General features: G+C 61.0%; 23 protein-coding genes. 5 read left to right on the top strand and 18 right to left on the bottom strand.

Annotated elements, in window-relative coordinates; translation table 11 throughout:
- Window positions 1–21: 21 nt before the first annotated feature.
- Genes ACI3KW_RS00905 through ACI3KW_RS00890 form a run of 4 tightly spaced genes read right to left on the bottom strand, consistent with a single transcriptional unit; the run spans window position 22 to window position 5,008 of the window.
- Window positions 22–1,308 carry an ABC transporter substrate-binding protein gene (locus ACI3KW_RS00905; protein WP_404846517.1) on the bottom strand — a complete coding sequence of 429 codons (1,287 nt, stop codon included), beginning with the start codon at window positions 1,306–1,308 and terminating at the stop codon, window positions 22–24.
- Between the two features lie 37 nt (window positions 1,309–1,345).
- Complete coding sequence (locus ACI3KW_RS00900) at window positions 1,346–2,197, bottom strand: carbohydrate ABC transporter permease (RefSeq protein WP_404846516.1); 852 nt, start codon at window positions 2,195–2,197, stop codon at window positions 1,346–1,348.
- Between the two features lie 10 nt (window positions 2,198–2,207).
- Window positions 2,208–3,149, bottom strand: coding sequence for a carbohydrate ABC transporter permease (locus tag ACI3KW_RS00895; RefSeq protein ID WP_404846515.1), 942 nt, complete (start codon window positions 3,147–3,149; stop codon window positions 2,208–2,210).
- 20 nt (window positions 3,150–3,169) lie between these two features.
- Window positions 3,170–5,008: a glycoside hydrolase family 2 protein gene (locus tag ACI3KW_RS00890; protein ID WP_404846514.1), complete on the bottom strand. Its 1,839-nt coding sequence runs from the start codon at window positions 5,006–5,008 to the stop codon at window positions 3,170–3,172.
- A 295-nt stretch (window positions 5,009–5,303) separates the two neighbouring features.
- Here ACI3KW_RS00890 and ACI3KW_RS00885 point away from each other — a divergent pair, with 295 nt between their 5' ends.
- The gene (locus ACI3KW_RS00885) at window positions 5,304–6,167 is read left to right on the top strand and encodes a formylglycine-generating enzyme family protein (protein WP_404846513.1); all 864 of its coding nucleotides are present in this window, start codon (window positions 5,304–5,306) and stop codon (window positions 6,165–6,167) included.
- 46 nt (window positions 6,168–6,213) lie between these two features.
- Here ACI3KW_RS00885 and ACI3KW_RS00880 read toward each other — a convergent pair whose 3' ends face one another.
- Entirely contained in the window at window positions 6,214–6,720 is a 507-nt protein-coding gene (locus ACI3KW_RS00880) for a MarR family winged helix-turn-helix transcriptional regulator (protein WP_404846512.1), read from the bottom strand.
- A 130-nt stretch (window positions 6,721–6,850) separates the two neighbouring features.
- On the opposite strand from ACI3KW_RS00880, the gene ACI3KW_RS00875 reads away from it, so the two are divergent.
- Entirely contained in the window at window positions 6,851–7,753 is a 903-nt protein-coding gene (locus ACI3KW_RS00875) for an NAD-dependent epimerase/dehydratase family protein (RefSeq protein ID WP_404846511.1), read from the top strand.
- Window positions 7,754–7,787: 34 nt separating this feature from the next.
- On the opposite strand, the gene ACI3KW_RS00870 is transcribed toward ACI3KW_RS00875, so the two are convergent.
- The 6 genes from ACI3KW_RS00870 to ACI3KW_RS00845 form a co-directional block, all read right to left on the bottom strand.
- Window positions 7,788–8,030: a hypothetical protein gene (locus ACI3KW_RS00870; RefSeq protein ID WP_404846510.1), complete on the bottom strand. Its 243-nt coding sequence runs from the start codon at window positions 8,028–8,030 to the stop codon at window positions 7,788–7,790.
- A gap of 77 nt (window positions 8,031–8,107) precedes the next feature.
- Entirely contained in the window at window positions 8,108–9,148 is a 1,041-nt protein-coding gene (locus ACI3KW_RS00865) for an SDR family oxidoreductase (protein WP_404846509.1), read from the bottom strand.
- Window positions 9,145–10,176 (bottom strand): AraC family transcriptional regulator ligand-binding domain-containing protein, encoded by a 1,032-nt coding sequence (locus tag ACI3KW_RS00860; protein ID WP_404846508.1) that lies wholly within the window; start codon window positions 10,174–10,176, stop codon window positions 9,145–9,147. The genes ACI3KW_RS00865 and ACI3KW_RS00860 overlap by 4 nt, the downstream gene beginning before the upstream one ends.
- A gap of 198 nt (window positions 10,177–10,374) precedes the next feature.
- Window positions 10,375–10,902 (bottom strand): MarR family winged helix-turn-helix transcriptional regulator, encoded by a 528-nt coding sequence (locus ACI3KW_RS00855; RefSeq protein ID WP_404846507.1) that lies wholly within the window; start codon window positions 10,900–10,902, stop codon window positions 10,375–10,377.
- 9 nt (window positions 10,903–10,911) lie between these two features.
- A complete protein-coding gene (locus ACI3KW_RS00850; RefSeq protein ID WP_404846506.1) occupies window positions 10,912–11,598 on the bottom strand; it encodes an FMN-dependent NADH-azoreductase in 687 nt (228 codons plus the stop codon).
- 261 nt (window positions 11,599–11,859) lie between these two features.
- Window positions 11,860–12,747, bottom strand: coding sequence for an alpha/beta hydrolase (locus ACI3KW_RS00845; protein WP_404846505.1), 888 nt, complete (start codon window positions 12,745–12,747; stop codon window positions 11,860–11,862).
- A gap of 130 nt (window positions 12,748–12,877) precedes the next feature.
- Between ACI3KW_RS00845 and ACI3KW_RS00840 the strand changes: the two genes are divergently transcribed.
- Window positions 12,878–13,309 (top strand): MarR family winged helix-turn-helix transcriptional regulator, encoded by a 432-nt coding sequence (locus ACI3KW_RS00840; protein ID WP_404846504.1) that lies wholly within the window; start codon window positions 12,878–12,880, stop codon window positions 13,307–13,309.
- A 91-nt stretch (window positions 13,310–13,400) separates the two neighbouring features.
- Window positions 13,401–14,231: a DUF3800 domain-containing protein gene (locus ACI3KW_RS00835; RefSeq protein ID WP_404846503.1), complete on the top strand. Its 831-nt coding sequence runs from the start codon at window positions 13,401–13,403 to the stop codon at window positions 14,229–14,231.
- Window positions 14,232–14,515: 284 nt separating this feature from the next.
- Here ACI3KW_RS00835 and ACI3KW_RS00830 read toward each other — a convergent pair whose 3' ends face one another.
- Complete coding sequence (locus tag ACI3KW_RS00830) at window positions 14,516–15,166, bottom strand: DUF2161 domain-containing phosphodiesterase (RefSeq protein WP_404846502.1); 651 nt, start codon at window positions 15,164–15,166, stop codon at window positions 14,516–14,518.
- 215 nt (window positions 15,167–15,381) lie between these two features.
- Complete coding sequence (locus ACI3KW_RS00825) at window positions 15,382–16,941, bottom strand: Fic family protein (RefSeq protein ID WP_404846501.1); 1,560 nt, start codon at window positions 16,939–16,941, stop codon at window positions 15,382–15,384.
- A 619-nt stretch (window positions 16,942–17,560) separates the two neighbouring features.
- Here ACI3KW_RS00825 and ACI3KW_RS00820 point away from each other — a divergent pair.
- Window positions 17,561–17,911, top strand: a complete 351-nt coding sequence (locus tag ACI3KW_RS00820; RefSeq protein ID WP_404846500.1) for a hypothetical protein — start codon at window positions 17,561–17,563, stop codon at window positions 17,909–17,911.
- Between the two features lie 476 nt (window positions 17,912–18,387).
- Here the strand turns inward: ACI3KW_RS00820 and ACI3KW_RS00815 are convergent, their stop codons facing one another.
- From ACI3KW_RS00815 to ACI3KW_RS00795, 5 genes are read right to left on the bottom strand one after another with little or no spacing between them, the layout of a single operon-like run.
- Window positions 18,388–19,239, bottom strand: a complete 852-nt coding sequence (locus ACI3KW_RS00815; protein ID WP_404846499.1) for an alpha/beta fold hydrolase — start codon at window positions 19,237–19,239, stop codon at window positions 18,388–18,390.
- 22 nt (window positions 19,240–19,261) lie between these two features.
- Window positions 19,262–20,425, bottom strand: coding sequence for a M24 family metallopeptidase (locus tag ACI3KW_RS00810; protein WP_404846498.1), 1,164 nt, complete (start codon window positions 20,423–20,425; stop codon window positions 19,262–19,264).
- Between the two features lie 3 nt (window positions 20,426–20,428).
- A complete protein-coding gene (locus ACI3KW_RS00805; RefSeq protein ID WP_404846497.1) occupies window positions 20,429–21,325 on the bottom strand; it encodes an ABC transporter permease in 897 nt (298 codons plus the stop codon).
- 2 nt (window positions 21,326–21,327) lie between these two features.
- Complete coding sequence (locus ACI3KW_RS00800; RefSeq protein WP_404846496.1) at window positions 21,328–22,290, bottom strand: ABC transporter permease; 963 nt, start codon at window positions 22,288–22,290, stop codon at window positions 21,328–21,330.
- Window positions 22,291–22,295: 5 nt separating this feature from the next.
- Window positions 22,296–23,903, bottom strand: coding sequence for an ABC transporter substrate-binding protein (locus ACI3KW_RS00795; RefSeq protein ID WP_404846495.1), 1,608 nt, complete (start codon window positions 23,901–23,903; stop codon window positions 22,296–22,298).
- Between the last annotated feature and the right edge of the window lie 47 nt (window positions 23,904–23,950).

Below are 23,950 nucleotides of genomic sequence, written 5' to 3'. Positions count from 1 at the left end.
CCGTCCGGTCGTTGTCTGGCCTCAGCCCAGGACGAAGCCGGCTTCGTCGAAATAGGTGTCGGCTGCCGCTTCGGGCGTCGTCCGCTCGAAGCCCACTTCGCCATTGAGGCGCCCCAATAGGGATTCCAGCTCGCCATGCCCCTTGATCCAGCGCGGGGTATCGGGGGAGGCCACGGCCCGAAGGTTGTCGAGGTATTGCAGGACCTTGGTGCTCGGCGCATCGGCCGTTTTGGCGAGGATTGCCGCTGCCTTGTCCGAGGCCGGTCCGCCTAGGGTCAGTCCCAGAATGGCGATGGCTTCCTCATCATTGAGCAGGAAATTGATCAGCTTGGCCGACTGCTCGACATGGGCCGACATGGCCGGAATGACCCAGAAATCGAGGGCGCGGATCAGGTGGCCATTGTTGGCTCCGCCTTCCAGGCTCGGGCAGGCATGAATGCCAAGCTCCTCCGTCATCAGCGCCTGATAGAACACCAGTTGCTGGTTCCAGCCGATCTGCATGGCCGCCAGATTTTGCACCATTGGCGCGTTCTGGAAGCCGGCGCTTTCGGCCGTGACCGCTGGCGGCGGCGCCCCGCGCTCGGCACGCAGTGATTGCCAATAGGCCAGCCAGTCGATCAGGTCGGCCTTTTCGAAGCCAAGCCCGCCCTCGGCGCCGTAGAGCGACTTGCCCCGCTGCGTCAGGAACACCTCGAACAGGCCAGTAAAGCCACCCGAGTCGCTGACGCCATAATGCTGCTCGCCGCCGGCCTTGCCGAGCGCAATGGCCATGTCGCGGAAGCTGTCCCAAGTCAGGTTATCGAGCGAGCCGGTGACGCCGGCCGCGTCGAGCTTGGCCTGATTGTAGAACAGGCCCACCGCGATCTGGTTATTGCCGATGGCATTGACCGTCTGGCCCATGGTGCCGATCTTGACCACGCCGGGATAGAGCGAGGACGTGTCGATGGTACTGCCGATGAAGGGCGTCAGGTCGGCCAGCTGCCCGCGCTCGATATAGTCGAAGAGGTATGTCATCGAATGACGATGCATGTCGGGGGCGCCACCGCCTGAATACTGCACCGGCAGCCGGTCGTAAAAGTCGGCGAAGGGCGCAAATTCCACCGTCACCGGAATGTCCGGGTGCTTTTCGGTGAACAGCGCCAGCGCCTTCTGCATGCGGTCATGCGTGTCCTGCCCGCCATACCAGGCTGCCTTGATCGGCGTGCTCTGGGCAAGGGCCCCCATTGCCGAGCCGAGCCAGAGCGCGGTGGCGCCCCCGATGCTGAGCTTGATCGCGCCGCGGCGATCCATGATTGGTCCGTTGGTCATGTTTCCTCCTTCAGGGTTTCGTTTTGCAAGGCCGGGCTCACCCTTTCAGCCCGGTTGTGGCGATGCCTTCGGCGATCTGGCGTTGGAAGATGACGAAAAGAATGAAGAGCGGGAGCAGCGTGATGACGGACATTGCGAACAGCATGCCCCAGGCTGATTCACCGCTGGTCGCGTCGATGAAGAGATTGAGCGCCAGCGGCGCGGTATAGCGCTCCACCTGGCTGAGATAGATCAGCTGCGAAAAGAAGTCGTTCCAGGTCCACAGGAACGTGAAGATCGCTACCAGCACCAAAGCCGGCCGGCAGATCGGGAAGATGATGTAGAAAAAGATCTGGTATTTGTTGCAGCCATCCATCTCGGCCGCCTGGTCCAGATCGCGCGGAATGCCGCGGATGAACTGCACCAGAAGGAAGATGAAGAAGGCGTCGACCGCAAAGAATTTCGGCAGCACGAGCGGCGCGATGGTGTTCACCAGCCCCAGGCTCTGGAACACGATATATTGCGGCAGCACCGTCACGTGGAAGGGCAGCATCAGCGTGACCAGCATCAGCGCGAAGGCGATCTTGGAGAACGGAAATTCCAGCCGCGCAAAGGCATAGGCCGCCAGCGAGCAGGAAAAGAGGTTTCCCACGATCGAGAGGATGCAGATCACGGCCGAATTGAGCATAAAGGCGCCGAACGGCACGCCCAGTCGCGACCAGCCATCGGCATAGTTGCTCCAGGTGAAGGCGGACGGGATCAGTCCTGCCTCGCTGAAGATCAGTTGCTCGGGCTTGAAGGAGCTCGATACCAGCCAGAGCAGCGGGTAGCTCATCAACAGTGCCACGGCGATGAGCGCGATCGTGCGGATGGCCCGCCCTGGGGGCGATGTCTTGGTAATAGCCGTCATGACAAGCTCTCTAGCTTTCGTAATGGACCCAGAAGCGCGAGGCCCAGAAGGCCAGAGCCGTGAATGCGCCGATGATGAAGAGCAGGATCCAAGCCATCGCCATGGCGTAGCCCATGCGGAAATTCCGGAAGCCCTCAAGATAGAGGTAGAGCGTGTAGAACAGCGTCGAATCCACCGGACCGCCCGAGCCGTCGCTCACCACATAGGCCGGAACGAAGGCCTGAAATGCCGTGATCGTCTGCATCACCAGGTTGAACAGGATGAGCGGGCTGAGCAGCGGCAGCGTGATGCGGAAGAACCGCTGCACGGGATTGGCGCCGTCCATGATGGTGGCTTCCACCACCTCCTTGGGAATCTGACGAACACCGGCCAGAAAGATCACCATCGGCGCGCCGAACTGCCAGACATGCAGCAGGATCAGCGTGCCCAGCGCATAATTGGGGTCGCCGATCCAGCTCGTGCCCTGCACGCCAAACGCCGCCAGCACCGAATTGACCAGGCCTGTACTGCCGAACAATTGCCGCCACAGCACGCCAATGGCGACGCTGCCGCCCAGCAGCGATGGCAGGTAGAACACGCCGCGGAAGAAGTTTGCCGTGCGTGTCGTCGCCGACAGGCTGACTGCGATGATCAGCGCCACGGCGACCGAGAGCGGCACCGAGACCAGCACATAGACGGTCGTGACCTCCAGCGACTGCAGGTAACGCGGATCGCGGGTCAGCAGGCGTTGATAATTAGCTGTCCCCACCCAGCGCGGTGGCGACAGCAGGTCATAGCTGGTGAACGAGAGGATGGCCGAGCCGATCATCGGCAGCGCCGTCAGCAGCACCATGCCCAGCAACCAGGGCGTCAGGAACACCAGCGCGGTCTTCCAGTCACCGGCGCTGCCCGCCGACCGCGCTGGCGGCTTGCCAAGGGCGGGAAAGGTCCGCCTCAATCTGCTGAAAGCCATGTTCTGTTCCTTCGCCGCGCCTAGGTTTCACTACCGGAAGCCTTGCGCGCCACGCGCCGGTCCTTGTCGATAAGCTCATAGGGCACCGAGGCGGCCGGCTGGGTTATGATCCGACGGAGGGTCTCGATCGGCAGCTTGGGTTCCCGCGCGGCGGTCAGAAAGCCATTGGTTTCCTGCTCGGTATCGGTCAATTGCGTGTAGCAATAGCCGGCTATGTAGGGGCTGGCGGCAATGGCCGAGAACAGGCTGTCCAGCCGTGTCTCGAACTCACCCGCGTCCTTCACCGTGGAATAGCCATGCCAGGCTTCGCCCTGCTTGGGCGTAAAACTCAACCCGCCGAACTCGGTCAGCATCACCGGCTTGTCGCCGCGTTCGCGACCGCCAAGAATGACGCGCCGCCGCGCCGGCCCCATGCCAGCCAGCATGGCGTCGATGTCCTCAGCCGTCTGGAAACGCCGGGCCAGCCCCTCCCCGTCTGGCGCATAATCATGCACCGACCAGATATCGCTTTCGACCAGTTCCCAACCATCGTTGGAAATGAGGGGCCGCGATGGATCGAGCGCCTTGGTCAGGTGATAAAGGCCCGACGCGTAATGGGCCTGATCGGCCCTGACAGCGATCTGCGAAACGCCCCAGCTTTCGTTGAGCGGGACCCAGGCAATGATGCAGGGATGACTCTTGTCGCGCCGGATCACTTCCATCCATTCGCGCGACAGCCGCTCGACCGCCGATGAAGAGAAGGCATAGGCGCTGGGCATTTCCTCCCAGACCACGAGCCCTATCATGTCGCACCAATAGAGGAAGCGCGGGTCCTCGATCTTCTGGTGGATGCGCACCCCGTTAAAGCCCATGTCCTTGATCAATTGGGCTTCGTGCCGCAGAGCGTCGGGGCTGGGGGCCGCCAGATGGGATTGCGGCCAATAGTTCTGGCCCAGCACCAGCCGCAAGTAATAAGGCAGCCCGTTGAGCAGGAAGAAACCCTCGCCAACCTCGGCACTGCGCAAGCCGAGATAGCTTTCGACCACATCATCGCCCAAGCTCACGGTGGCAGCGATGAGGTTCGGCTTTTCAGGCGTCCACAACAGATGGTCGCGATAGGTGAAGTGTTCCAGCTCGGGAATGGTGACATAGATAATCGCTTCGCTGTCGGCGACGCTGACGCTCGTGTCGGTCAGCAGCGCGCCTTTGACCATCAGGCGCACACGAAGCTGGACCGGCTCGGCCGGCATCCCGCTCAGCCGCACCTCGCAGCGCACCCGGGCATTGGCCAGATCGGGCGTCCAGTGCAGGTCGGTAATGTGGAGGCCCGGCACCACTTCGAGCCAAACTGGCTGCCAGATGCCGGTGGTGCGATGATACCAGATATTGTGCGGCGCCTCGAGCCAGTCCTGCTTGCCGCGCGGAAAACGCACGTCGCGTGGCTGGTCCTCGGCACGCACGACGACGACCTGCTCACCATCCGTGTTGAGAGCCGGGGTAATATCGGCGGAAAAAGGCGTATGGCCACCCTCGTGCCGGGCGACCAATTGGCCATTGACCCAAACCTCGGTCAGATAATCCACGGCGCCGAAATGCAGCATCAGCCGCTCGCCGGCACCGATGGCCGGCATGTTGAAACTCCGCCGATACCAGACCACCGGATGAAAGCCCTGCTCATGAATGCCCGAGGCCTCCGATTCCGGCGGGAACGGCACCGTGATCTGCCGATCGAACGGGCCACCACGGAACCAGCCGGCATCCCGACCAGCATCGGTATCGTCATGGGCAAATCCCCACTGACCACACAGGTCATGCCAGTTAGCGCGTGCAAACTGAGGGTTGGGATAAAGCTCGCGTTGAAACGTGGCACCGGTATTCATGTCAGGACTCCTCCTTGCGGGCACAGGCTTTCAGGCCCGCGCGACGCTTGCCGCGCGCGGTCATGATACCGTGCCACTGATTTGCGTGACGCTGGCGTCCTCCCGCCAACGGTGCTAAATTTCTTTAGCAGATTGCTTGCCAACCCCCCTATTGTCAAGCGGCCGGTGCGAAAGGTGTTGAAACATGAGCGATGGCAAAATCGGATGTGCTGCGCCAAGCTGCTGCGCACCAACAGCACTACGCAACACTATCATCCGGCCTGATCGCGCAGCCTTGCAGCCGCCACCCCGGCCTATGCCGGCTGCGGGAGCGCCCGGACGCAAAGCCATTCCCGGTGGCCTCGTCGATGTCGGCACCGGCACGCCGCACCATCTCGAGGATGGCGAGGGCCCGTTGCGCCAGGTCCGCATCAAGCCATTCCTGATGGACGAAGCCGCCGTCACCAATGCGCGCTTCGCCGATTTCGTCGCCGCCACCGGCTATGTCACCGAAGCTGAGCGGTTCGGCTGGTCCTTCGTCTTCTTTCAGTTCCTGCCCCATGACCGTGAAACGCAGGGCGTGGTCGGCGTCGAATGGTGGCGGCGCGTCGAAGGCGCGAGCTGGAACCACCCCTTCGGCCCCGCCAGCGACCTGTCCGGCATCGAGGATCATCCTGTGGTCCATGTGTCCTGGAACGACGCCCAGGCTTTTGCGGGCTGGAGCGGCGGGCGGCTGCCAACCGAAGCCGAGTGGGAACATGCCGCGCGCGGCGGTCTGAGGAATGCCCGCTTTCCCTGGGGCGATGCCGAGCCCGACGATACGGGCAGCTTTCCCTGCAATGTCTGGCAGGGCCAATTTCCCCACCGCGATGATGCGGCCGATGGCTATTCCGGGCTGGCCCCCGCCGTTTCATTCGGGGCCAACGGCTATGGTCTCTACAATATGAGCGGCAATGCCTGGGAATGGACCGCCGACCCCTTCCGCGTGCGCTCGCTGAAGCGCTCGGCCCAGGAAATAAATGAGCGCGCCAGAGTGGAAGATCGCAAGCTCCTCAAGGGTGGCTCCTACCTCTGCCACATCACTTATTGCTACCGCTATCGCATCGCCGCACGCACCAGCAATACGCCAGACACCACCACCGGCCATACCGGCTTTCGCCTGGCTTACCTTTACCCTTGAACGCGCCATTCCGCAGCGTTCCGACCTCATCAGGCTGTATGCGCCATCACGACAATGCGCCCTTGCGAGAAGGGTCATTGGGATGCGCCTTGATTAAGTTGGATGCCAGCTTTCCGGTAAGCCGAACCAAATCTTCGAACTCGGTCGTTGTCCAATCACCAAACAGCTGTTCGGCCACCTCCAGGCGGGCGGCGTCGATCGCTTGTGTGGCAGCATTGCCGCGCGACGTGACGATTGCCTCCCGAATGCGCTTGTCGGCAGGGCTCACCTGGCGGGACAGCAATCCAAGTTCCTCCAGCCTCGCGACCTGGCGACTGACAGTCGAATAGTCACGGCCGATCTTGCCGGCGAGTTCCACGATGCCGATAGGCCCCAGTTGGCCGACCAGCACCAGTATCGGGCAGAGGGCACGCTCCATGGACAGGCCTGTGGCTTTCAGCATGGCCTCGTCACGTTCCGGTCCATTCATAACGGCGGTGATGTCTATGAATGCGCGCATCAGTTTCGGCAGGTGAGTTGAGATATGTGCGTTTTGCACTCTTTTTGTTGACACTGCTGCCTCCTTCTATTATGTGCATTTTACACATGAACGCCGCAGTGGCAACAGCTGGCGCATACCCCGCTAAACCGAACGATTGATCGGGACAGGTTGGCTGGCGCTCTTCATCGCAGAGGAACACGACATGCACATCTTCATGACTGGACCGACGGGTTATATCGGCGCGCCTTTGGCCCAGAGCTTGCTCGACAGGGGACATAGCGTAACCGGCCTAGCGCGTTCCGCCGAGGCCGCCGACACCTTGGCTGCACGCGGTCTTCAGGCCCACCAAGGGGACACTGCGGAACCGGAAAGCATCTCGGATATCCTGCCCCAAGTGGATGCCGTGATCCATATCGCCGTTGGGCTGCCGAGGGGCGTTACCGAAACCGATTTCGCCTTCACCGACAAATTGATCCAGGGGCTGGCCGGCACCGGCAAACCCTTGATCATGACCAGCGGGCTGGGCGTATATGCCGGGATCGCTGACGCCTATGTGGATGAAACCACCCCGCTTGCGCCGGCCATCGAAATGCAGGCCATGCGCGTGAAGCTCGAGGATCGTGTCCTTGCCGCGTCGGCACAGGACATCCGATCCATCGTGCTTCGCCCCGCGCATGTTTATGGTCAGGGCGGCGCGGGGACTTTGGTGCGCACATTGCTCGGCGCAGCGGCCGAGAGCAAGAAAGGCGCATTCATCGGCGATGGGATCGTGCCGGTGTCGACGGTTCATGTCGACGATCTGGTAGCGGCCTATATCGCAGCCCTCGATCGAGGGCGAGGCGGGCAGCTCTATAATCTTGTGAGCGATCGGGTCTACATGAGAGACTTGGCCAAGGCCGTCAGCCATGCGACCGGCGGCAACGGGGATACCGTTTCCTTGACGGCACAAGAAGCGCAGTCGAAATGGGGCCCGATCGCTGCGCTCTATGGTGCATCCCCGATTATCTCGGGCACCCGCGCCATCGTCGAACTGGGATGGAAAGCCACCGCCCCCAGCGCGCTTTATGAACTTGTCCATGGCTCGCTGCGCGTCAATGCAGCATAGGAAGTGCTCGACCCGGGCGCGCATCCGAGGTCGATCAGGCTTCGGTCTCGTAGAGCGCACCGTGACGCTCTGCTATGGCCTGGCGCGCCGCTTCCATGTTGGCATTGAGTGCGGCGCCCCACTCGTCCGGCTTCTGGCGAATGGACTGGCGGCGCCGATTATTGACCTCGATTGCTTTGCCGATAACCGCATCCACCGCTCGGTCCCGCGGGATCTGCAACTCATCGGCAATGGCATCGCCGTGGAAGCGCCAGGCCAGGGCGGCGAAAGCGTCCACGCTGAAACGAAACGTTCGTTCTCATGCAGCTCTCCTTAGGTGTGAGGTCGGTGGCCCTTGGGATCGGTGCCTGGCAGTCAGGCTGGAGGCTCAGCCAATCCCTTCGACACCATGCTTCTCGCAGCAGTGATGATCGCGTCGCGGGAACTGTGGGGCACCCAACCGAGGACGCGCCTCGCCTTGTCGTTCGAGGTCTTCTTCGCGTAGCCCAGATCCGGCACGATAGCCTTGATCTCAGGACGGAACATGCCGACGAGGCGCAGCACGAAGTTCGGTATGGCGTGCGTGGGAACCCGACTTGCCGCCACACCCAGTTCGGTTTTCAGAATGCCGGCGATATCTCGCATCGAGATCGCCGGGCCGTTTGACAAAAGGAAGCGCTGGCCGGCTGCTGCCGGATTGTCCATGGCGGCGATGTGAGCGCTGGCGACGTCTCCGGCGTCGACTACCGGAAAGTAGATGTTGGGCACGGCGGGCATCGTGCCGTTGAGCAGGCGCTGGATGACGTGGTTCGACCCGGAAATCTCCCGCCCCATCACCATGCCAATTACTGCCACCGGCAGAATGGTCGTCAGTTCCATGCCTCTGCCTTCCTGTGCGACAAAATCCCAGGCGGCCCGCTCGGCAATCGTCTTGCTCTTGCCGTAGGCGTCAACGCCTGGACCATCGAGGATGGTCCAGTCCGCTTCGGTGAACACATGGTCACTGTGCGGGTGCCCCCAGCTCACTGCATGGAACGCCGATGTCAGCACAACACGTTTCACGGCGGCATCGCGAGCGGCTCGCAGAACATGTAGCGTGCCCTCCCGAGCCGGTCGAATAACGTCGTTCTCGTTGTCGACATGGCCGGGATGGACCGGGGAGGCCACGTGCAGCACATAGTCGATGTCGACCATTGCCTGGGCCCAGCCATCGTCCTCCAGGAGGTCGGTCGCCACGAAGCTCAGATTGTCGAGCCGGGCGGCCCCAGCATCACGAAGCACACTTTGGATTGAGGCTTGCTTATCGAGAGAGCGGATCGTTGCGCGCACGGTGTGGCCGGCGGCGAGAAGCTGAATGATGCAATGGCTGGCGATGAAGCCAGAACCACCGGTAACAAGAACGTTGTATCGGGTCACAGAGCATCTCCTGAATGTTGAGCGCGGCTGGCTGCGTGCTCTTGACGCCAGCGCAGCGGAGTTGTGTGTTCCCAAGCGCGGAATGCGCGAGTAAATGAGTTCGGTTCCTCGAAGCCAAGCAGCATGGCGATGGCCACCGGATCGAGCTCCGTGTTGGCCAGCAATCTGCTGGCCGTCGTCCGTCGGACTCCGTTCAGTTGCTCCTGAAAGCTGGTGTTCGTCGCTTCGAGGCGTCGTTGCAAGGTACGCGTGCTGAGATTCATCCGCCGCGAAACGGCGGCAATGCTCGCCTCGCGACCCTGGCTGAATTGACGCGCGATTGCGGTACGAACAGAGCCGAGCAGGCCGGAATATCCGTCTCCCTCCGCCAACCGCGCTTCGAGGTTGCCAAGGAGTCGTTCGAAGGCAGGTCCATCGGAACTTACGAACGCCGTGTCCAGCGCCTTCGCATCAAAAATCATGCAGTCGTAGTCCGCCGAGAACACAATCGGGCAGCCAAAATGATCACGTAGCACGTCGACGTGCGCCTCTCGGCGTGCCAACTCCACTCGTAGCGGCCTCACGATCCCGCCGGATCCGACCAGCGCCAACTGCATCAACGCGGCTAACGTCATGTCCACAAGCAGTCGCGGCACCTCCCCGGCCGCCTCAAGCCAGCGGTATCGGACCACTGCCACGTCTTCGTCCGCTTCAACTTCGACGGTCTCTGGGCAGGTTAAACGCTTATACCGACCTAGCGCCGAAAGGGCTCGCCGGAAGTCAGTGGCGTGGAGGGCAACAATCGAGGCAACGCCATACCCACCGGATATACCCTCGGCGCCAAACCGCAGCCCTACCGAAGGATCGTGCAGAACCTCACCGGCTGCGGTCCAAATCGCGAAGAACTCATCAGTAGTCCAAGGCCCAGTGGAGCCGACACCGGCGCGACGGCACAGCGACTCGAACTGGATGCCGCGAAAACGGAACTGGGGTAGCAAGAAGGTCTTGGGTGGCTGCATGTACGCAAGATACGATGCAACACCGCGCAATCATAATCCGATCGCGCCAATATAACGGCGCCCGCCTAGATCATCGATCGGCCAAAACATTAAGTGCTGGAGAAGAAGCCAAAGCGGATCTTCGATGGTCGCATGCGGTCCGAGACGGTCGTCATTCCTCGCCGTGCTGCCGCGGCTCTGTTGCGATCCCTACCTGGCTCGCTGCTCCGAGGAAAGGGCGCGCTTATTTCACGTATCGGCATTCACTCCCATGACCGCCTGGCAAATATGGTCGCTGTCCTCGCGGTTGGTGGCGTCGTCCATGGATTGGCCTTCAAAACCAGCTACCTTCATCAAGGACAACCGGAACTGAGCAGCATCGTTGGCCCCAAGCCTGGCCAGGATTTCGCGTTCGATCTGTCCGACCGCCTTGGTGTATCGCGCCAGTGCCTTCGATCCTTGGGCAGTAACACTGATGTGGCGACTGCGCCGGTCGCTGGGGTCGGTCGTACGCTTGATGAGTGCTTCCTTCTCAAGCGCATCAAGAAGGTAGGTCAATGTAGTCTTGTCTAGATCGAGACGCTCGGCGATGGCGATCTGACTATGGCATGTCTCTTTTTCTACATGCGACATGACCAGAAAGGCACGCGCGCCTCCAGGCAGTTCTGCAAGGGCGGCCTCTACACGCTTCTGGTAGTCTCGCAACAAGGTCGCAAGGGCCCAGCCGAGGCCAACGCCTAAAGATGGTTCCGCTGATCCGGTCTTGTTGTTGCTCATGCGCTCGTTTTAACGAGCTTGGGCAGCCAAGTCGAGAACTGGGGCCGCAGCCAGTCTGCGGGCCAGAGAGCGACCATTGCGCTGTGCCGAAGCATTGGCGTTCGACAAGTTCTCGGCGGCCAGTCCCCGCAAGCCTTCCATTGCCGGCGTGACCTCGGCCAAGGTCAGCTCACATTCAATCACTTCGAGCTCCAGCTGCCAGATATCCTCAAGCACACGCCTGTACCATGCGGTCCCATGGTCCCAGCCGTATCGTGGCGAGCCCGGGCCATATCCACCTCCGCGCGCTGTGATCAGCTGCGCCGGTCGCCCGGCGACGACAGGCGTCTTGCCAGGAGCAAACCTGGGTTCGGCGAGCAGGATGTCGACATAGGCCTTGAAGTGCTGGGAAACGCCAAAATTGTAGAAGGGCACAGCGAAGATGTAGGCATCGGCTGCTTCCAGTTCATCGGCAAGCTCGTGGGCTAAGGCAATGCCTTCCGACTGTTGCGACGTACGCTGCTCGGCCGGCATGTGGGATCCAAACACGGCACCCGCCCATGCTGTTGATGGCAAGGGAGAAAGGCCAATTTCGCGCCGGGTGATCGAGGCATTGCCAAGGCCGGCAACTACCGAAGCCTGAAGGCGGTCAGCAATCGCCCGAGTGACGGACCCCGTGTCGCGAATGCTGGCGTCCAAACGAAATATCGTCGACATGATCCAAACCCCATATGATCTATTTTATAGATCATCTATTGAATAGATCATCTGTAGTCAATACGAATTTGGAGCGGTGACACGACCCATCGCGCATCACTGACTGCTTTGAACCACAGACCAGCCAGTGACCTTAAGGGTGACGGCTCGCAGCCACCGGTCCATAGGTGGCTGCATCAATGAGGTATCTGACCTCGTCTGAACGATCTCAACTGGCTGCGGCTCAGTTCCGCGAGTACGCATTACTCATCTTGTGGGCCTTCAAGTCCGGGCCGGCAGATGCTCGGCGTAGAACAGCGCCAGCCGATCGACCGCCTGATCCAAATAATCCGCCTGGTGATACATGTCGTAGTGGCCCGCGCCATCGATGACGAAGAAGTTCTTCTTGCCCTTGGCCAGACCGAACAGGCGCTCACCGGCCTCATACTGACCGGTCGAGCTGCGGCGGCCGCCGACAATGACCTGGAGCGGCTGGACCAGGAGGTCCGGCACAAGGCCGAAGGCGTCGAAACCGAGAATATGACCGAAGCTCGGGAAATAGATCCGGTTGGTCGAATTGGGATTGCACCAGGGCGACTCCCGGTAAAACCAGACCGCGTCCAACAGGTCGGGGTCGGTAATGCCCGCTGACTTGGCGGCTTCGAGACTATCGGGAATCCACTGCTCGCGCCGCTCGGCGCCGCCGCGTGCCTCGATGGTGCGCTGCCGGCCAACGGCCTCCAGCCGGTGAGACAGGCCATCGCCGGCCAGCATCTGGCGAAATGCCTGACCCAAGTCGATAGCGACAACTGTGCCGATGGCCCTGAACCGTCTCTCAGTCAGCGCGGCCTTCACCGCGTAACCGCCGCCGGCGCAAACCCCAAGCAGGCCAACCCGGCTCTCGTCCACATAAGGCAGGGTCATCAGGAAATCGACGGCGCAACTGATGTCTTCTACCCGCACAACCGGGTTTTCCAGATCGCGCGGTGCACCACCGCTCTCGCCTTGATAGGCGGGGTCGAACACCAGCGCCAAGTAGCCATTGGCCGCCAGCCGTTCGGCGTAATTGGCGCCGATCTGCTCCTTGACACTGCTACCCGGCGTGCTCAAAACGATTGTCGGATAGGTCTTATCAACGGCAAAGTCGTTCGGGAAATAGATATTCCCCATGACCTCGATGCTTCCGTTATGAAATGAAATACGTTCGTAGGGGCTCGTCATGCGACTAAGACCTTCATCGTAAGATCGAAACTTATATGTTCGAATTTCATATAGTTTTAAAATGGAACTACATCAAGTCATGAACGATCATATTGATGACGCGAGCGCGGCGCGCATCTGGCGACTAACCTATCAGTTCTCGGCAGAGGTCCTCACCGAAGCGGCCATCCAACTCGAAGCACTGGGACTGGAGCCGAAGGAATTCTTCGTGCTCGACGGTATCGACGAACGACCCTTCCCGGCTGAGCTCGCGCGCTATCTCTCCATGCCCAAGCCGACGGTGACGGCCTATCTCAAGAGCCTGCAGGCCAAAGAATTCATTGCCCGGGAAATCGATGCGCAGGACCTGCGCCGACACCGACTGGTGTTGACGCCAGCAGGACAAATTGCGATCACCGCCGCCCGCAAAGCCTTGGCTGCCAGATACGATGTCAGGTTGGCTCGATTGAAAAAGAGCGACCGTGCTGACTTCGAGAGGCTTTTAGAGCGATTGGCCAAGGCAGCTGAGTGACAGGGTGCCCCAGGTTGATCCTAGACTGTTCGGGGTCGAATTGTTCTTCGTGGCTGCGTGCCTGTTATAGGCCCGTTGCTCGACGCCTGGAATGAATACCACTAAGCCTGCGTTTCGTAATACGCCGGAGTACAAGTTTCCTCGTGAGGCCGTCGGCGTCCCCAGTGGTGCTACCGCTGGGTGCATGGAGTTCAGTGATTTTATTGTCTATGTCGACGAGAGCGGCGACCACGGGCTTGTGACCATAAACCCGCAGAACCCGGTGTTTGTGCTCACCTTCTGCATCTTCGAGAAAGAGGCCTATCGAACGGCAATGGTGCCGCTTGTACAGGCCCTCAAGTTCGAGTTCTGGGGTCATGACGGCGTTGTTCTATATAGCCGCGAGATCCGGAAATCGTCCGGTGACTTTTCCATCCTGCTCAATCAGGCTGTGCGCGACCGCTTCATGGCAACTGTGAATTATGTCGTCGAGCAGGCGCCGGTCACGCTCATTGCGGCTGCAATTGATAAGCAGTGTTACCTCCAGAAGTACCATGATCCCGACAATCCATACAAAATTGCGCTGACTTTCTGCATGGAGCGCCTGCAGCGGTTTCTGGTTGAACGAGGGCAAGATCACCGCAAGACCTGGATGCTGGTCGAACAGCGGGGCCGGAAAGAGGATGATGACCTCGAACTCGAGTTCAGGCGTATCGCAGCTGGCGGCAATCAGGTTGGACCCATGCCTAACCTCGACATCCGCTTCATGGACAAGAAGCATAATTCGGCGGGGCTGCAGATGGCCGACCTTTTGGCCTACCCCGTCGCCCGGCACATCATCGCTCCGGACCAGCCAAACCGCGCCTATGAGCTTGCAGAACAGAAGTTCCACAGGAGTGCGGCGGGGAAAATACGCGGCTACGGGCTAAAGATCTTCCCGTGAGAAAAGCGAAGGGCCCCGAGGTATTCCCCGAGGCCCGACGCCGAACGAGCATTCCCGTTCCATTTGATTGTAAAATGGGTCTAGCTAAGTGACCTGTCAACCCATTGCTGAGGCAACACAGTGTCTACGCTTGCCGCAGGCCCCTCTTCCGTCCACAACGCGCGCCATTCCGGTCGCTCGATCAGCATCAGCGAATGCCCAAAAGCTGACATCGCCGTCCGACCCAGGCCAGCACCAGATTGGCGACGGACTGGGCCAACGTAAATCGACTGGGCGCGGATCAGTCAGTCTTGCGACGGCAACACCGCAGTCCGACCAAGCTCAGTAAGGCTATAGATGCCTCTGCTTTCCCGCACGAACCATCCATAGACATTGTTTCTTAAAATTGCAGGCGCCCTGGCGACCAGCGCCTTAAGCTGCTTTGGACTTCGGGGCCCGGCCAGCAATGAGGTGGCGCATAACATGCAATCCTGCCTGTAGGCCGTCATGATCGGCTTGCCGCGCCCCCCGCCCACCTGCGGATCGCCCACCCTGCGCTTGTGCTCATCAAGAAGCCGAGACCGCCTTTTCGCGTCACGGCGTGGCGCAGCCGCAAAGGGAGCAACGATAACAGCCACTTCTCCGGCGTCCGAGACTGAAATTACCCCAAAGCCGAGCCGCCGACAGAGATTTCGGAAACGGACATCGTGCTCACGCCCCCTCCCAGTCTTTGATGCTCTCGCTGCAAGCCAGACTTCATCACAGAACGAGGCCCGTTTCACTCCTTGCATGACGAGCTCGAGGTTGAAGGCCAGCTTCATTTCGCAGACCATGATGATCGGTGGATCGCCGTCTTTAACGCCAACCAGATCGCAATCGTTAACCTCGCCTTTTACGGAATAGCCGGCGCCTTCCATGAAGGTCTTCAAAGGAAGGTAAAGTTCCGTTTCTGCCATTTGGTCACTTCAGATCGAGATGAGCACGAACTTAATGTACCCGAGTCTGCGACTCATGGCGTGCCACAAGAGGGTCCAGACGGCGCCATGGGGTCGGTACCGGGCCCGACAGCAATGCGCCCCATTTCAGCCATTTAGTCAGCCTCGGCCGGTTCCAAAGCTGACCTTTCCGCAAGAGCCAACCCCGTCCATTTCGGGGGGGCTAAACACCAAATTCACATCTTGTGTGACGGCTTCTCGACGGGTCGTTCTTCCAAGGCGGTATTGACACGCTTTTGCATCAGTTCAACGAATGGCTTCACGTTGCCGCTGATGCTGGCAGTGTTCAGGCCGGCCAGATACTCGTTGCGATCTTCGATGCGAATGATGGTCCAGGGATATCCTCCCGAAGCGAGTAAGCTATTGAGGAGGAAGCGCGCGGTGCGTCCGTTTCCGTCGGGATACGGGTGCACATAACCGAAAAGCCAGTGACCCAGTACCGCACGCACGCCGGGCTCGCTCTCTTCCCGAATTTGTTCGAAGAGAGCCGTCATCGCGTCCATTACCGCTTCGTGGCGGGGAGGCACGTAATCGGAGGTCATGAGGTACACCGGGTGGTTGCGGTATCCCGCGAGGTCTCGTGGCTTCAGCAGGCCGGCATTCACGCTGGGTGCGAAGAGCGCTCGAAACCATGCGTTGTGCTGCTGCTCGACGATTTCAGCCGCGTCGTCGCCATCGAGAATGCGCGATACTGACTCCTTGACCAACTGAAATGCCTCCCAATAGCCGCGGGCGGCGAGGGCATTCCGGTTCTTCTTGTCGTCTTCGTTTTCTTCCGGGTCCCAGTTGCCGCTCTTCACCCTCTCGATGAGTTCGAGCGTAACAGAATAGCCCTCGATCGACAGGGAGTGGTACGCATCGTTCTTGTAGACTTCGTCTACCTGCTCCAGGTATGTCGCCGAGTTATCAGGCAACCCCGGGGGGGCGGGGAAAAAATCGAGCACCACTTGGCGGCTTTTCTGCCACAACGCCGCAATGCGGCCGGCCACCGGGTTCTTGGTGCGAAGAATCACCGGCCGGTCGTCGATCTCAAACGGATTATGCTCCCGTACCTGATATTGGGCACTGCTCATTGTGCCGACGACTTCGTCAGCGAAGCGATCGTTCCCCACGTGCCTGAATGCGCCCGCCAGGCGGCCGGCCACGACAGAGGCACCTCGATCGAGCAATGGGCCGAGTAGCTGGGACGGTGACTGAAGCTGGCGGAGGGCAATCTGCGCACTTAACGAATGCGCTTTGAAGAAATTTTCCGGCACCAAGGTGAGCGCAACCGGCAGGGTCAGGCGGCGGATGCCGTCAACTACTTCGACGTCATCGGCATCTTTCGGCTGAGACTTCAGGTTGTAGATGGAGTTGCCGAAGGGGAGATGAATGGGCGTATCGGATGCGGCCTGGCTGTGGAGGATGAGCTGGTTGGGAATACTGGTGTGCTCGACCGCAAGCAGGAGCGACTGATCTGGTGACACGTTCCAGTCAGCACCGTAACGGTCGTTTGCGTAGGCTGAACAGAATTCCCAGAACGATGCGATCCAGGGTGTGGTGTCTCCAGGCTTTGCCTGGGGATTCGTGAGATATACCCAGCCCTTCGCCGCCTCGGCCAAAAAACCGGCGTCGATGAGTCGCTCGCGCAAGGTTCTTGTCAGCTCCGTGCTCTTGAAGACTTTCCTTTTGGCGGGTCCCTGAAGATTATGGAGGGCTTTGAGAGCCTCAGCCAATTTTTCATTCGGTGTAGCCATGATCGCCCTGGATGTAGGAATTCCCGTGTTTGCTATCGCATGCAATCACGTGTTTCATGTTGCACTATAACCCGTATATCATGCTGTATCATTTCCCGTAAATGATGCCGTGTGAGTTCCCGTATATCGTGCTGTATCATTTCCCGTAAATGATGCTGGGGCCGCATCAGGTAAGAGGAAAGTCAACGGCGAGCCGATGTGCTAAAGCCTTCCAAGCTTGTAGACCGGAGCTAGCTCCCTCAATGGCCTATGGCAGGGTGCAATCGCCGTTCAACGCCGTCTGACCCGTGACCCGTATGATGCTCCCGAGGGTGCGCATAGTGGTCGACGAACTCGTTCGACGGGCCGAAGCAGGGGAATTGTAGGGCCGGCGTTGCCCTCCCGTGCCCATGCTGGTCTCGGGCAACATTGGGAAAGTAGGGAATGACCTCAAATGAAGTCGGTCATCGCGGGTCGGCAAGGCGCCCCATTCCGGCCCTTCCCTTCATCCGATTGGCCTCCCAAAACTGCCGTCGCTCTGGCGGTGAACGACAAAGCGCATGGGGTTTCGGCAAGCACTGATTAATCCTCATCTCAGCCTTACGTAGACAAACATATGAGCCCTTTGCAGTCTCTCGTAATGGCAGACCAGGCAAAGCTCCAGGCCCAGCGCTCAGACGGCAACATCTTTGCTTTCCGACGTCTTAAGTGGGGCGATCCACCAGAGCGGTTCCATGTGAGGAGCGTTTTGTGCCGACGTATTGGTGCGCCCATTGAGCCTTTACCGGCATTGCTCGATGACGACAAAGTTCAGGATGGCGACGCGGTCACCGCTAAACCGTCAACGGAGATCTTCCGGGATTCGTCCGTCGCCGATCTGGATGAGCGGCGGATGCGTGAGCGATTTGTCGATACGGCCGTATGGGGCGCGGCGATTGTCTCCGTGTCCGCGCTTACTGTTGCGCTGATTTGGACTGGCTGGGGTAAGTGAGCACGCTGGGGCCAACACTTCACGATCTGCATGCCGAGATTGGTAAGACCTTGGTCATCTGGGGATGGCTTGAAGGTGAAATGATCGTGGCGCAGATCAACTGGCGCCGCCCAATACCTGAGGTAGCAACCGAGCCGTTGAGAGCCTTCCTAGTGGACCTCGCTGAACCTCGAAGAATTCGAAACGCACTTGCACACAGGCTAGCATCGTCCCATAGCGACCCTTGGTCGCCTGACGTCGAGCCTTATGTAACCTGCAGGACGCTCGACGCCGGCCTGACGAAGATAACGCTAGGCGACCTGCGTCAAGCACAGGGGCAGCTTGAGCGCCTTCGAAGAGTACTGCGCACCATCGATGCTCCCCATGCCCACCAATCTAACGTAACTAATTAGGCAGCTCAGCGCCCCAGTTCGGTCATTGCGAGCCTGCCACCAATCGCCTTGAAGCAGACGTCCAAATTGCCAAATCGTAAGCTATCAGTCGGCTGGGTTGACGGCGCGTTTGAGAAAGTCCCTGACCGTGGCCTGGAACTTGGGCGCTTCTTCCACCTGGGGTGCGTGGCCGGAGTTTTCAAAGATCACCAATTCGCTGCCCGGGATCAGGCGGTGGATGGTCTCGGACGCTGACACGGGCGTGATCCAGTCATGGCGGCCGACAGTGATCAGCGTGGGTACCGTGATGGCTGGCAGCTTGTCCTTGAGGTCGTAGTTTTCCTGGTTCACCGCGAAAGCGAAGTTGTGCGTGGCGTAGTGATAGGGCGTGTTCTCGATGCGCGAGCGCACCTTTTCCATGTCGAGGTCGTGGTCATAGAGCGGCAGGATATGGGCCCAGGCGGCCTTGAGGTCGTCGTTGTCGCGCGTGGTGCCTGCCATGATGCGGTTGAACAGGTCGAGATCGACCTCGATGCGCGGCGAAGCCAGAGCATTGGCGCGGGACAATTCGCGGTGGGCATTGTCGGCCGAGGTATCGCGCAGCACCATGGCCAACACGCGATCCGGATAGCGGATGGCGTATTCCATTGAGATGAAACCACCATAGGAGCCACCGGCCATGATGATCTTGTCGGCGCCAATCCACTGGCGGATGGCATCGACGTCGGCGGCCCACTGCTCGTGGGTAAAGGGGGCGGCATCCTCGGACGCGCCGCTGCCGCGGGCATCGAAGACCACGACGCGATACTCATCCGAGAAGACGCCGAAGGAGCCCTTGGGCTCGGCATGACTGCCCAGTCCGGGGGCCCCGTGATGCACGATCATCACCGGCTTGCTCTGGTCGTCCCCGCCCAGAACCTCGACATTCAGGCGTGCGCCATTGATGGTCACATCCATGGGGTATTCTCCTCAATTAGGGTTAGCTGACGATGCACTCGTCAAGCGTGCGCGGGCGTTTGGTCAGCCGTTCAGGGCCGGAATCGGTGATCAGAACGGTATCGGAAATGCGATAGCCGCCATGGCCGGGGATATAGAGGCCGGGCTCGCAGGAGACGATCATGCCAGGTTGCAGCGGGCTGTCGTCGCCATCGGCGATCCACGGCGGCTCATGCAGCCAGATGCCGATGCCGTGGCCCATGCGATGGCGCAGGAACTGCCCCATGCCGGCGTCCTTGATCACATCGATGCAGATGCGGTTGGCCTCCGAACAGGCGCGACCGGCGATCAGGGCGTCGACGCCCGTCTGCTGGGCGCGGGTGGCAACCTCGAAATAGCGGCGCTGCTCATCGCTGGGCTGCCCCATGACGAAGGTCCGCTCGCTTTCGGCGAAACGGCCGCCGACGGCACAGCCGAGCGAGAGGATGAAGGTCTCGCCCGGCTTCACGCGCTCGGACGATGGCAAGCCATGGGGAAAAGCGGCATTCTTGCCGGTATAGACCAGTCCGCCCGCCAGCATCTGGCCGACCACCACGTCCTCATGCTCGGCATGCATGGTGGAGACGCCAAAGCGGGTGACGTGGCTGGCCAGCTCGGCTTCGGTCGGCAGGGGCGCACCGGATGCGATGGCGTCGCGGATCAGCTTGAGACCGGCTTCCACCATAGCGTCGGAAATGCGCGCGGCCTCGCGGTGCAGTACGATTTCCTCGGCCGATTTCAGCAGCCGCGCCTCTTCGAGGATTTCCGACATCACCCAGGTGGCGTTGGGGGCGTAGGTCTTGAACTTTTCCACGCGCCCGGCGGGCGTCGCCGGCGAATAGGCAATACGGCCGGTCGGCTTGACCAGGCCGAGCAGGATCAAGAAGGCGTCCTCGATGCCGGGGAATTCGGGATAGACGACAAAGTCGGCAGCGGTGTTCTGCTTTTCGGCGTGGTCGGCTTCGAGCGCCGGCACCAGCATCAGGCATTCGGTGGCGGTCAACCAGACGGCAGCGGGCCGCTCGTTGGGAAAGTGGAAAAAGCCGGTGAGGTAGGCGACATGGTGATGGTCGTCGACCAGAAGGCCGTCAAAACCGCCCGCTTCCATCCGGGCGCGAACGCCATCCTGGATGCGCAGGTAGGTGTCGCGCGAGAGGCGCTGCTTCATGGCTCAGTTCTCCCGGGTTCTGGGATTGCGCGCATCGTTGTAGGCGATGGACACGAGGGTGGACGACACAACCAGCAGCAGGATGGCCAGCGAGGGGAACAGCGTGCACCACCAGGCGACGGTAAGGGCCCCCGAGCGCTGGGCATTGAACAAGATCTTGCCCCAGGACCAGCTTTCGGGGTCCCCCAGGCCGAGGAAGGACAGGCCCGCCTCGGACAGCACGGCGCGAGAGGCGGTGAGCACGACCGAAACGACGATGATCGGGGCTACCGCCGGCAGGATATGGCGGGTCATGATGAAGATATGGGAGCCACCGATGGTGCGGGCGGCGTCGACATAGGGCAGCCGCGTCACCGACAGCGCTTGCGAGCGAACGATGCGGGTCACTTCTGGCCAGGAGAACAGCGCGATGACCAGCACCAGCGTCGTAACGGAAGGTCCGACGAGAGCGGCGACGAGGATCATCAGCGGCAGCACCGGTAGGGCCAGCGACACATCGACCAGCATGGAAATAAGGCCATCGAGCCGGCGCGCGTAGGCGGCCAGAACGCCCAGCGCCACGCCGATGATGATGGCGAGCAAGGACGAAGCAAAGCCGATGATCATGGAGATCCGTGTGCCCCAAACGACCTGGGCAAGCACGTCGCGACCAAGGTCATCGGTGCCGAAGGGGTGGGCGGCGGAGGGCGGCATCAGAATGTCGCGGCCATAGCCACCCGGAAATGCCGCCAGCAGTGGCGCTATGATGGCGACGATGACCATGGCGATGATGACCGCGGCAGAGCCCATACCCAGCGGATTGCGGCGGAAGGCGCGCCAGGTGCGGCGGGCCGGCGACAGATCGGCCGGGGCGAGAAGGCCGGCGGCGGGTGGCGGAGTGGCTGGGGTGGTGGTGGACATGATCATCCGGCGCGGACCCTTGGATCGAGAAGCCCGTAGGCAAGATCGGTGACAAGGTTGGCTATCACCACAGTGGCGGCGAGCAGGACGAAAGCGCCCTGCAGGACAGGGAAATCGAGCTGCCCAACGGCTTCGAAGATGGCGCGACCGACACCAGGATAGGCATAGATGGTTTCGGTCAGCACGGCTCCGCCGACCAAAAATCCGATCTGCAGGCCAATCAGCGTGGTGGTCGGCAGCAGCGCGTTGCGCAGCGCATGCTTCCACACCACCTTGCGTTCCGGCGTGCCCTTGGCGCGCGCCAAGTCGCAATATTCTTCACCGAGTGCCTCGATCAGCGTCGAGCGCAAGGTCAGCACATAGGAGGCAAGCTGCGCCAGAACCAGCGTAAAGGCCGGCAGTACCAGATGATGGGCGAGGCTGAGATAATAGCCCAAACCGGTGGCCCCGGAGGTCACGGCGCCGCCGATGGGAAAGAGTCGCAGCATCAGCCCAAGCGTATAGAGCAGCAGGATCCCGATGGACGGCACGAACAGCGACTGGCCGATGACGCCGGAGACCTGCACCACCTGGTCGACCCAGCCGCGGGCACGGGTTGCGGCGAGCACGCCAAGCGGAACGCCGAGCAGCACGGTGAGCACCAGCGCGGTGCCGGTGAGCAGCAAGGTCCATGGCAGCCGCTCCATCAGCACTTGGGTGACCGGCTGGCTGCGCAGGAACGAGATACCGAGATTGCCCTGCACCAGCTCGCGCAGGTAGGCGAAATACTGGACCGCCAGGGGGCGGTCCAGTCCATAGAGCTGGAGCTGCTGAAGGCGGATTTCCTCGGTCATGCCCGGGCCGGCCACGGCCAGCACGGGGTCGCCCGGCAAAAGCCGGACGAGGAAGAATGTTACCGTTACGGCAAACCAGAATGTCGCCAGTCCCCGCAGCAGCCGCTGCAGCACATATCCGCTCAGGTTCACTGGTATCAGCCCTTTGGCTTGACGGAGGCCAGCGACAGCGGGTTGACCAGCGAGAGCAAGTCGGACGGCTGGATCACGAAGCCTTCCCATTTGTCGCTGTTATAGGCGAACTGGAAGGTCTGATAGTACAGCACGTTGTCATAGACCTGATCCTGGATCAGCTTGGCAGCAGCCTGGACCGGTGCCTTAGCGGCTTCCGGGGTGGTGGCGGCCTGGGCTTCGTCGATCAGCTTTTCCAGATCCGGATCGGAGATGGAGGCGTAGTTGATGAAGCCGTCGGTGCGGTAGGCCAGCCCGAGATAGGCGGCTGGCTCTTCCATGACCGCCCAGTTACCGGCGTAGATGTCGAAATCCTTCTCGCGACCCCGCGCCAAGTAGGTATTGCGCTCAAGACCGACCAGATTGATCATGATGCCGGACTGCGCCGAGCTGTCCTTCATGATCTGGGCCCAGTTGGCGATATCGGCTGCGCTCTGCTCATAGAGCAGCGAGAGCTCGAGACCGTCAAAGAAGCCGTCGCCGTCGGCGTCGACATAGCCGGCCTCGACCAGCAGCGCCTTGGCGGCTTCTGGGTCGAAGGCATATTCCTTGGCTTCAGGATCGGCCCAGGAGCTGAGCACCGGCGAGATGACCGAGGAGTTGGTCGATTGGGCCAGGCCCTGCATGGCGATGGCGCGGATCGCCTCGTAGTCCACCGACTGCGCCAGGGCGCGGCGCACCAGCACATTGTTCAGCGGCTCGCGCTGCATGTTGTAGAGCACATGCGACCAGCCCAGCGACGGCGCCTGCTCGACGGTGATGCCAGGCTGACCCTTGAGGGTCTGGGCAATCGGTGCCGGCAGGGCATTGGCGATGAGATCGAGATCGCCGGCGCGCAGGGCCAGGGCCTCGGCGTTGACGTCGGGGAAGACGCGGAATTCGACTTCGTCGATCGTGGCACGGCCGGACGGGACCAGCGGATAATTTTCGGCGGCTTCCAGCACGTAGCGCTGGCCGACTTCGATAGTGGTAAGCTGGAACGGGCCGGCGCTGACCCAGTCCTTGTCGTTGGCAAAGGCGGCTACCTGGCCGACTTCGGGGAAGGCGTGCTTGGGCACGATCGGCATCCAGAAGCCGATATTGGTCAGGAAGGTGCCATCGGGACGGCTCAGCTTGAATTCGACGCGGGTGGGCGACACGGCGGTGGCGCTTACGAAAGCGGGCACGAGGCCGGCGGTGACGCCAATCTTTTCGCTGGTGACGGCGGTAATGGTGAAGGCCACGTCTTCAGCGGAGAACGGGGTCCCATCGCTCCAGGTCATGTCGTCGCGGATTTCGAGCCAGGCGGAGAGACCATCTTCCGAGTAGCCCCATTCCGTCGCCACATAGGGGTCCTTGGAGCCCTGTGCAGTCATCTGCATCAGGCGCGGATACATCAGGTTGGTGACCCAGGTGTCAGAACGGCTGTTGCCGACCAGCGGGTTGAAATTGACGACATCGGCGGTGGTGCCGATGACCAGCCGGGTTGCATCCTGAGCGCTGACCGGGGCGAGGCCCATGGCGGCGGCGGCCATGACGACACCGCCCATCAGGACGGCGCGGCGGGTGAAGGCATTCCTAATACTGCGGATCATTGTGGTCTCGCTGTTCGATTGACACGTGAGTGTTGCGGCGTTGCCAA

Origin of the sequence: Devosia sp. ZW T5_3, from assembly GCF_044987315.1 — a bacterium.
Taxonomy (GTDB): domain Bacteria; phylum Pseudomonadota; class Alphaproteobacteria; order Rhizobiales; family Devosiaceae; genus Devosia.
Note: the sequence above shows the minus strand (reverse complement) of the source record. Positions and strands in the feature narration are given on the sequence as shown.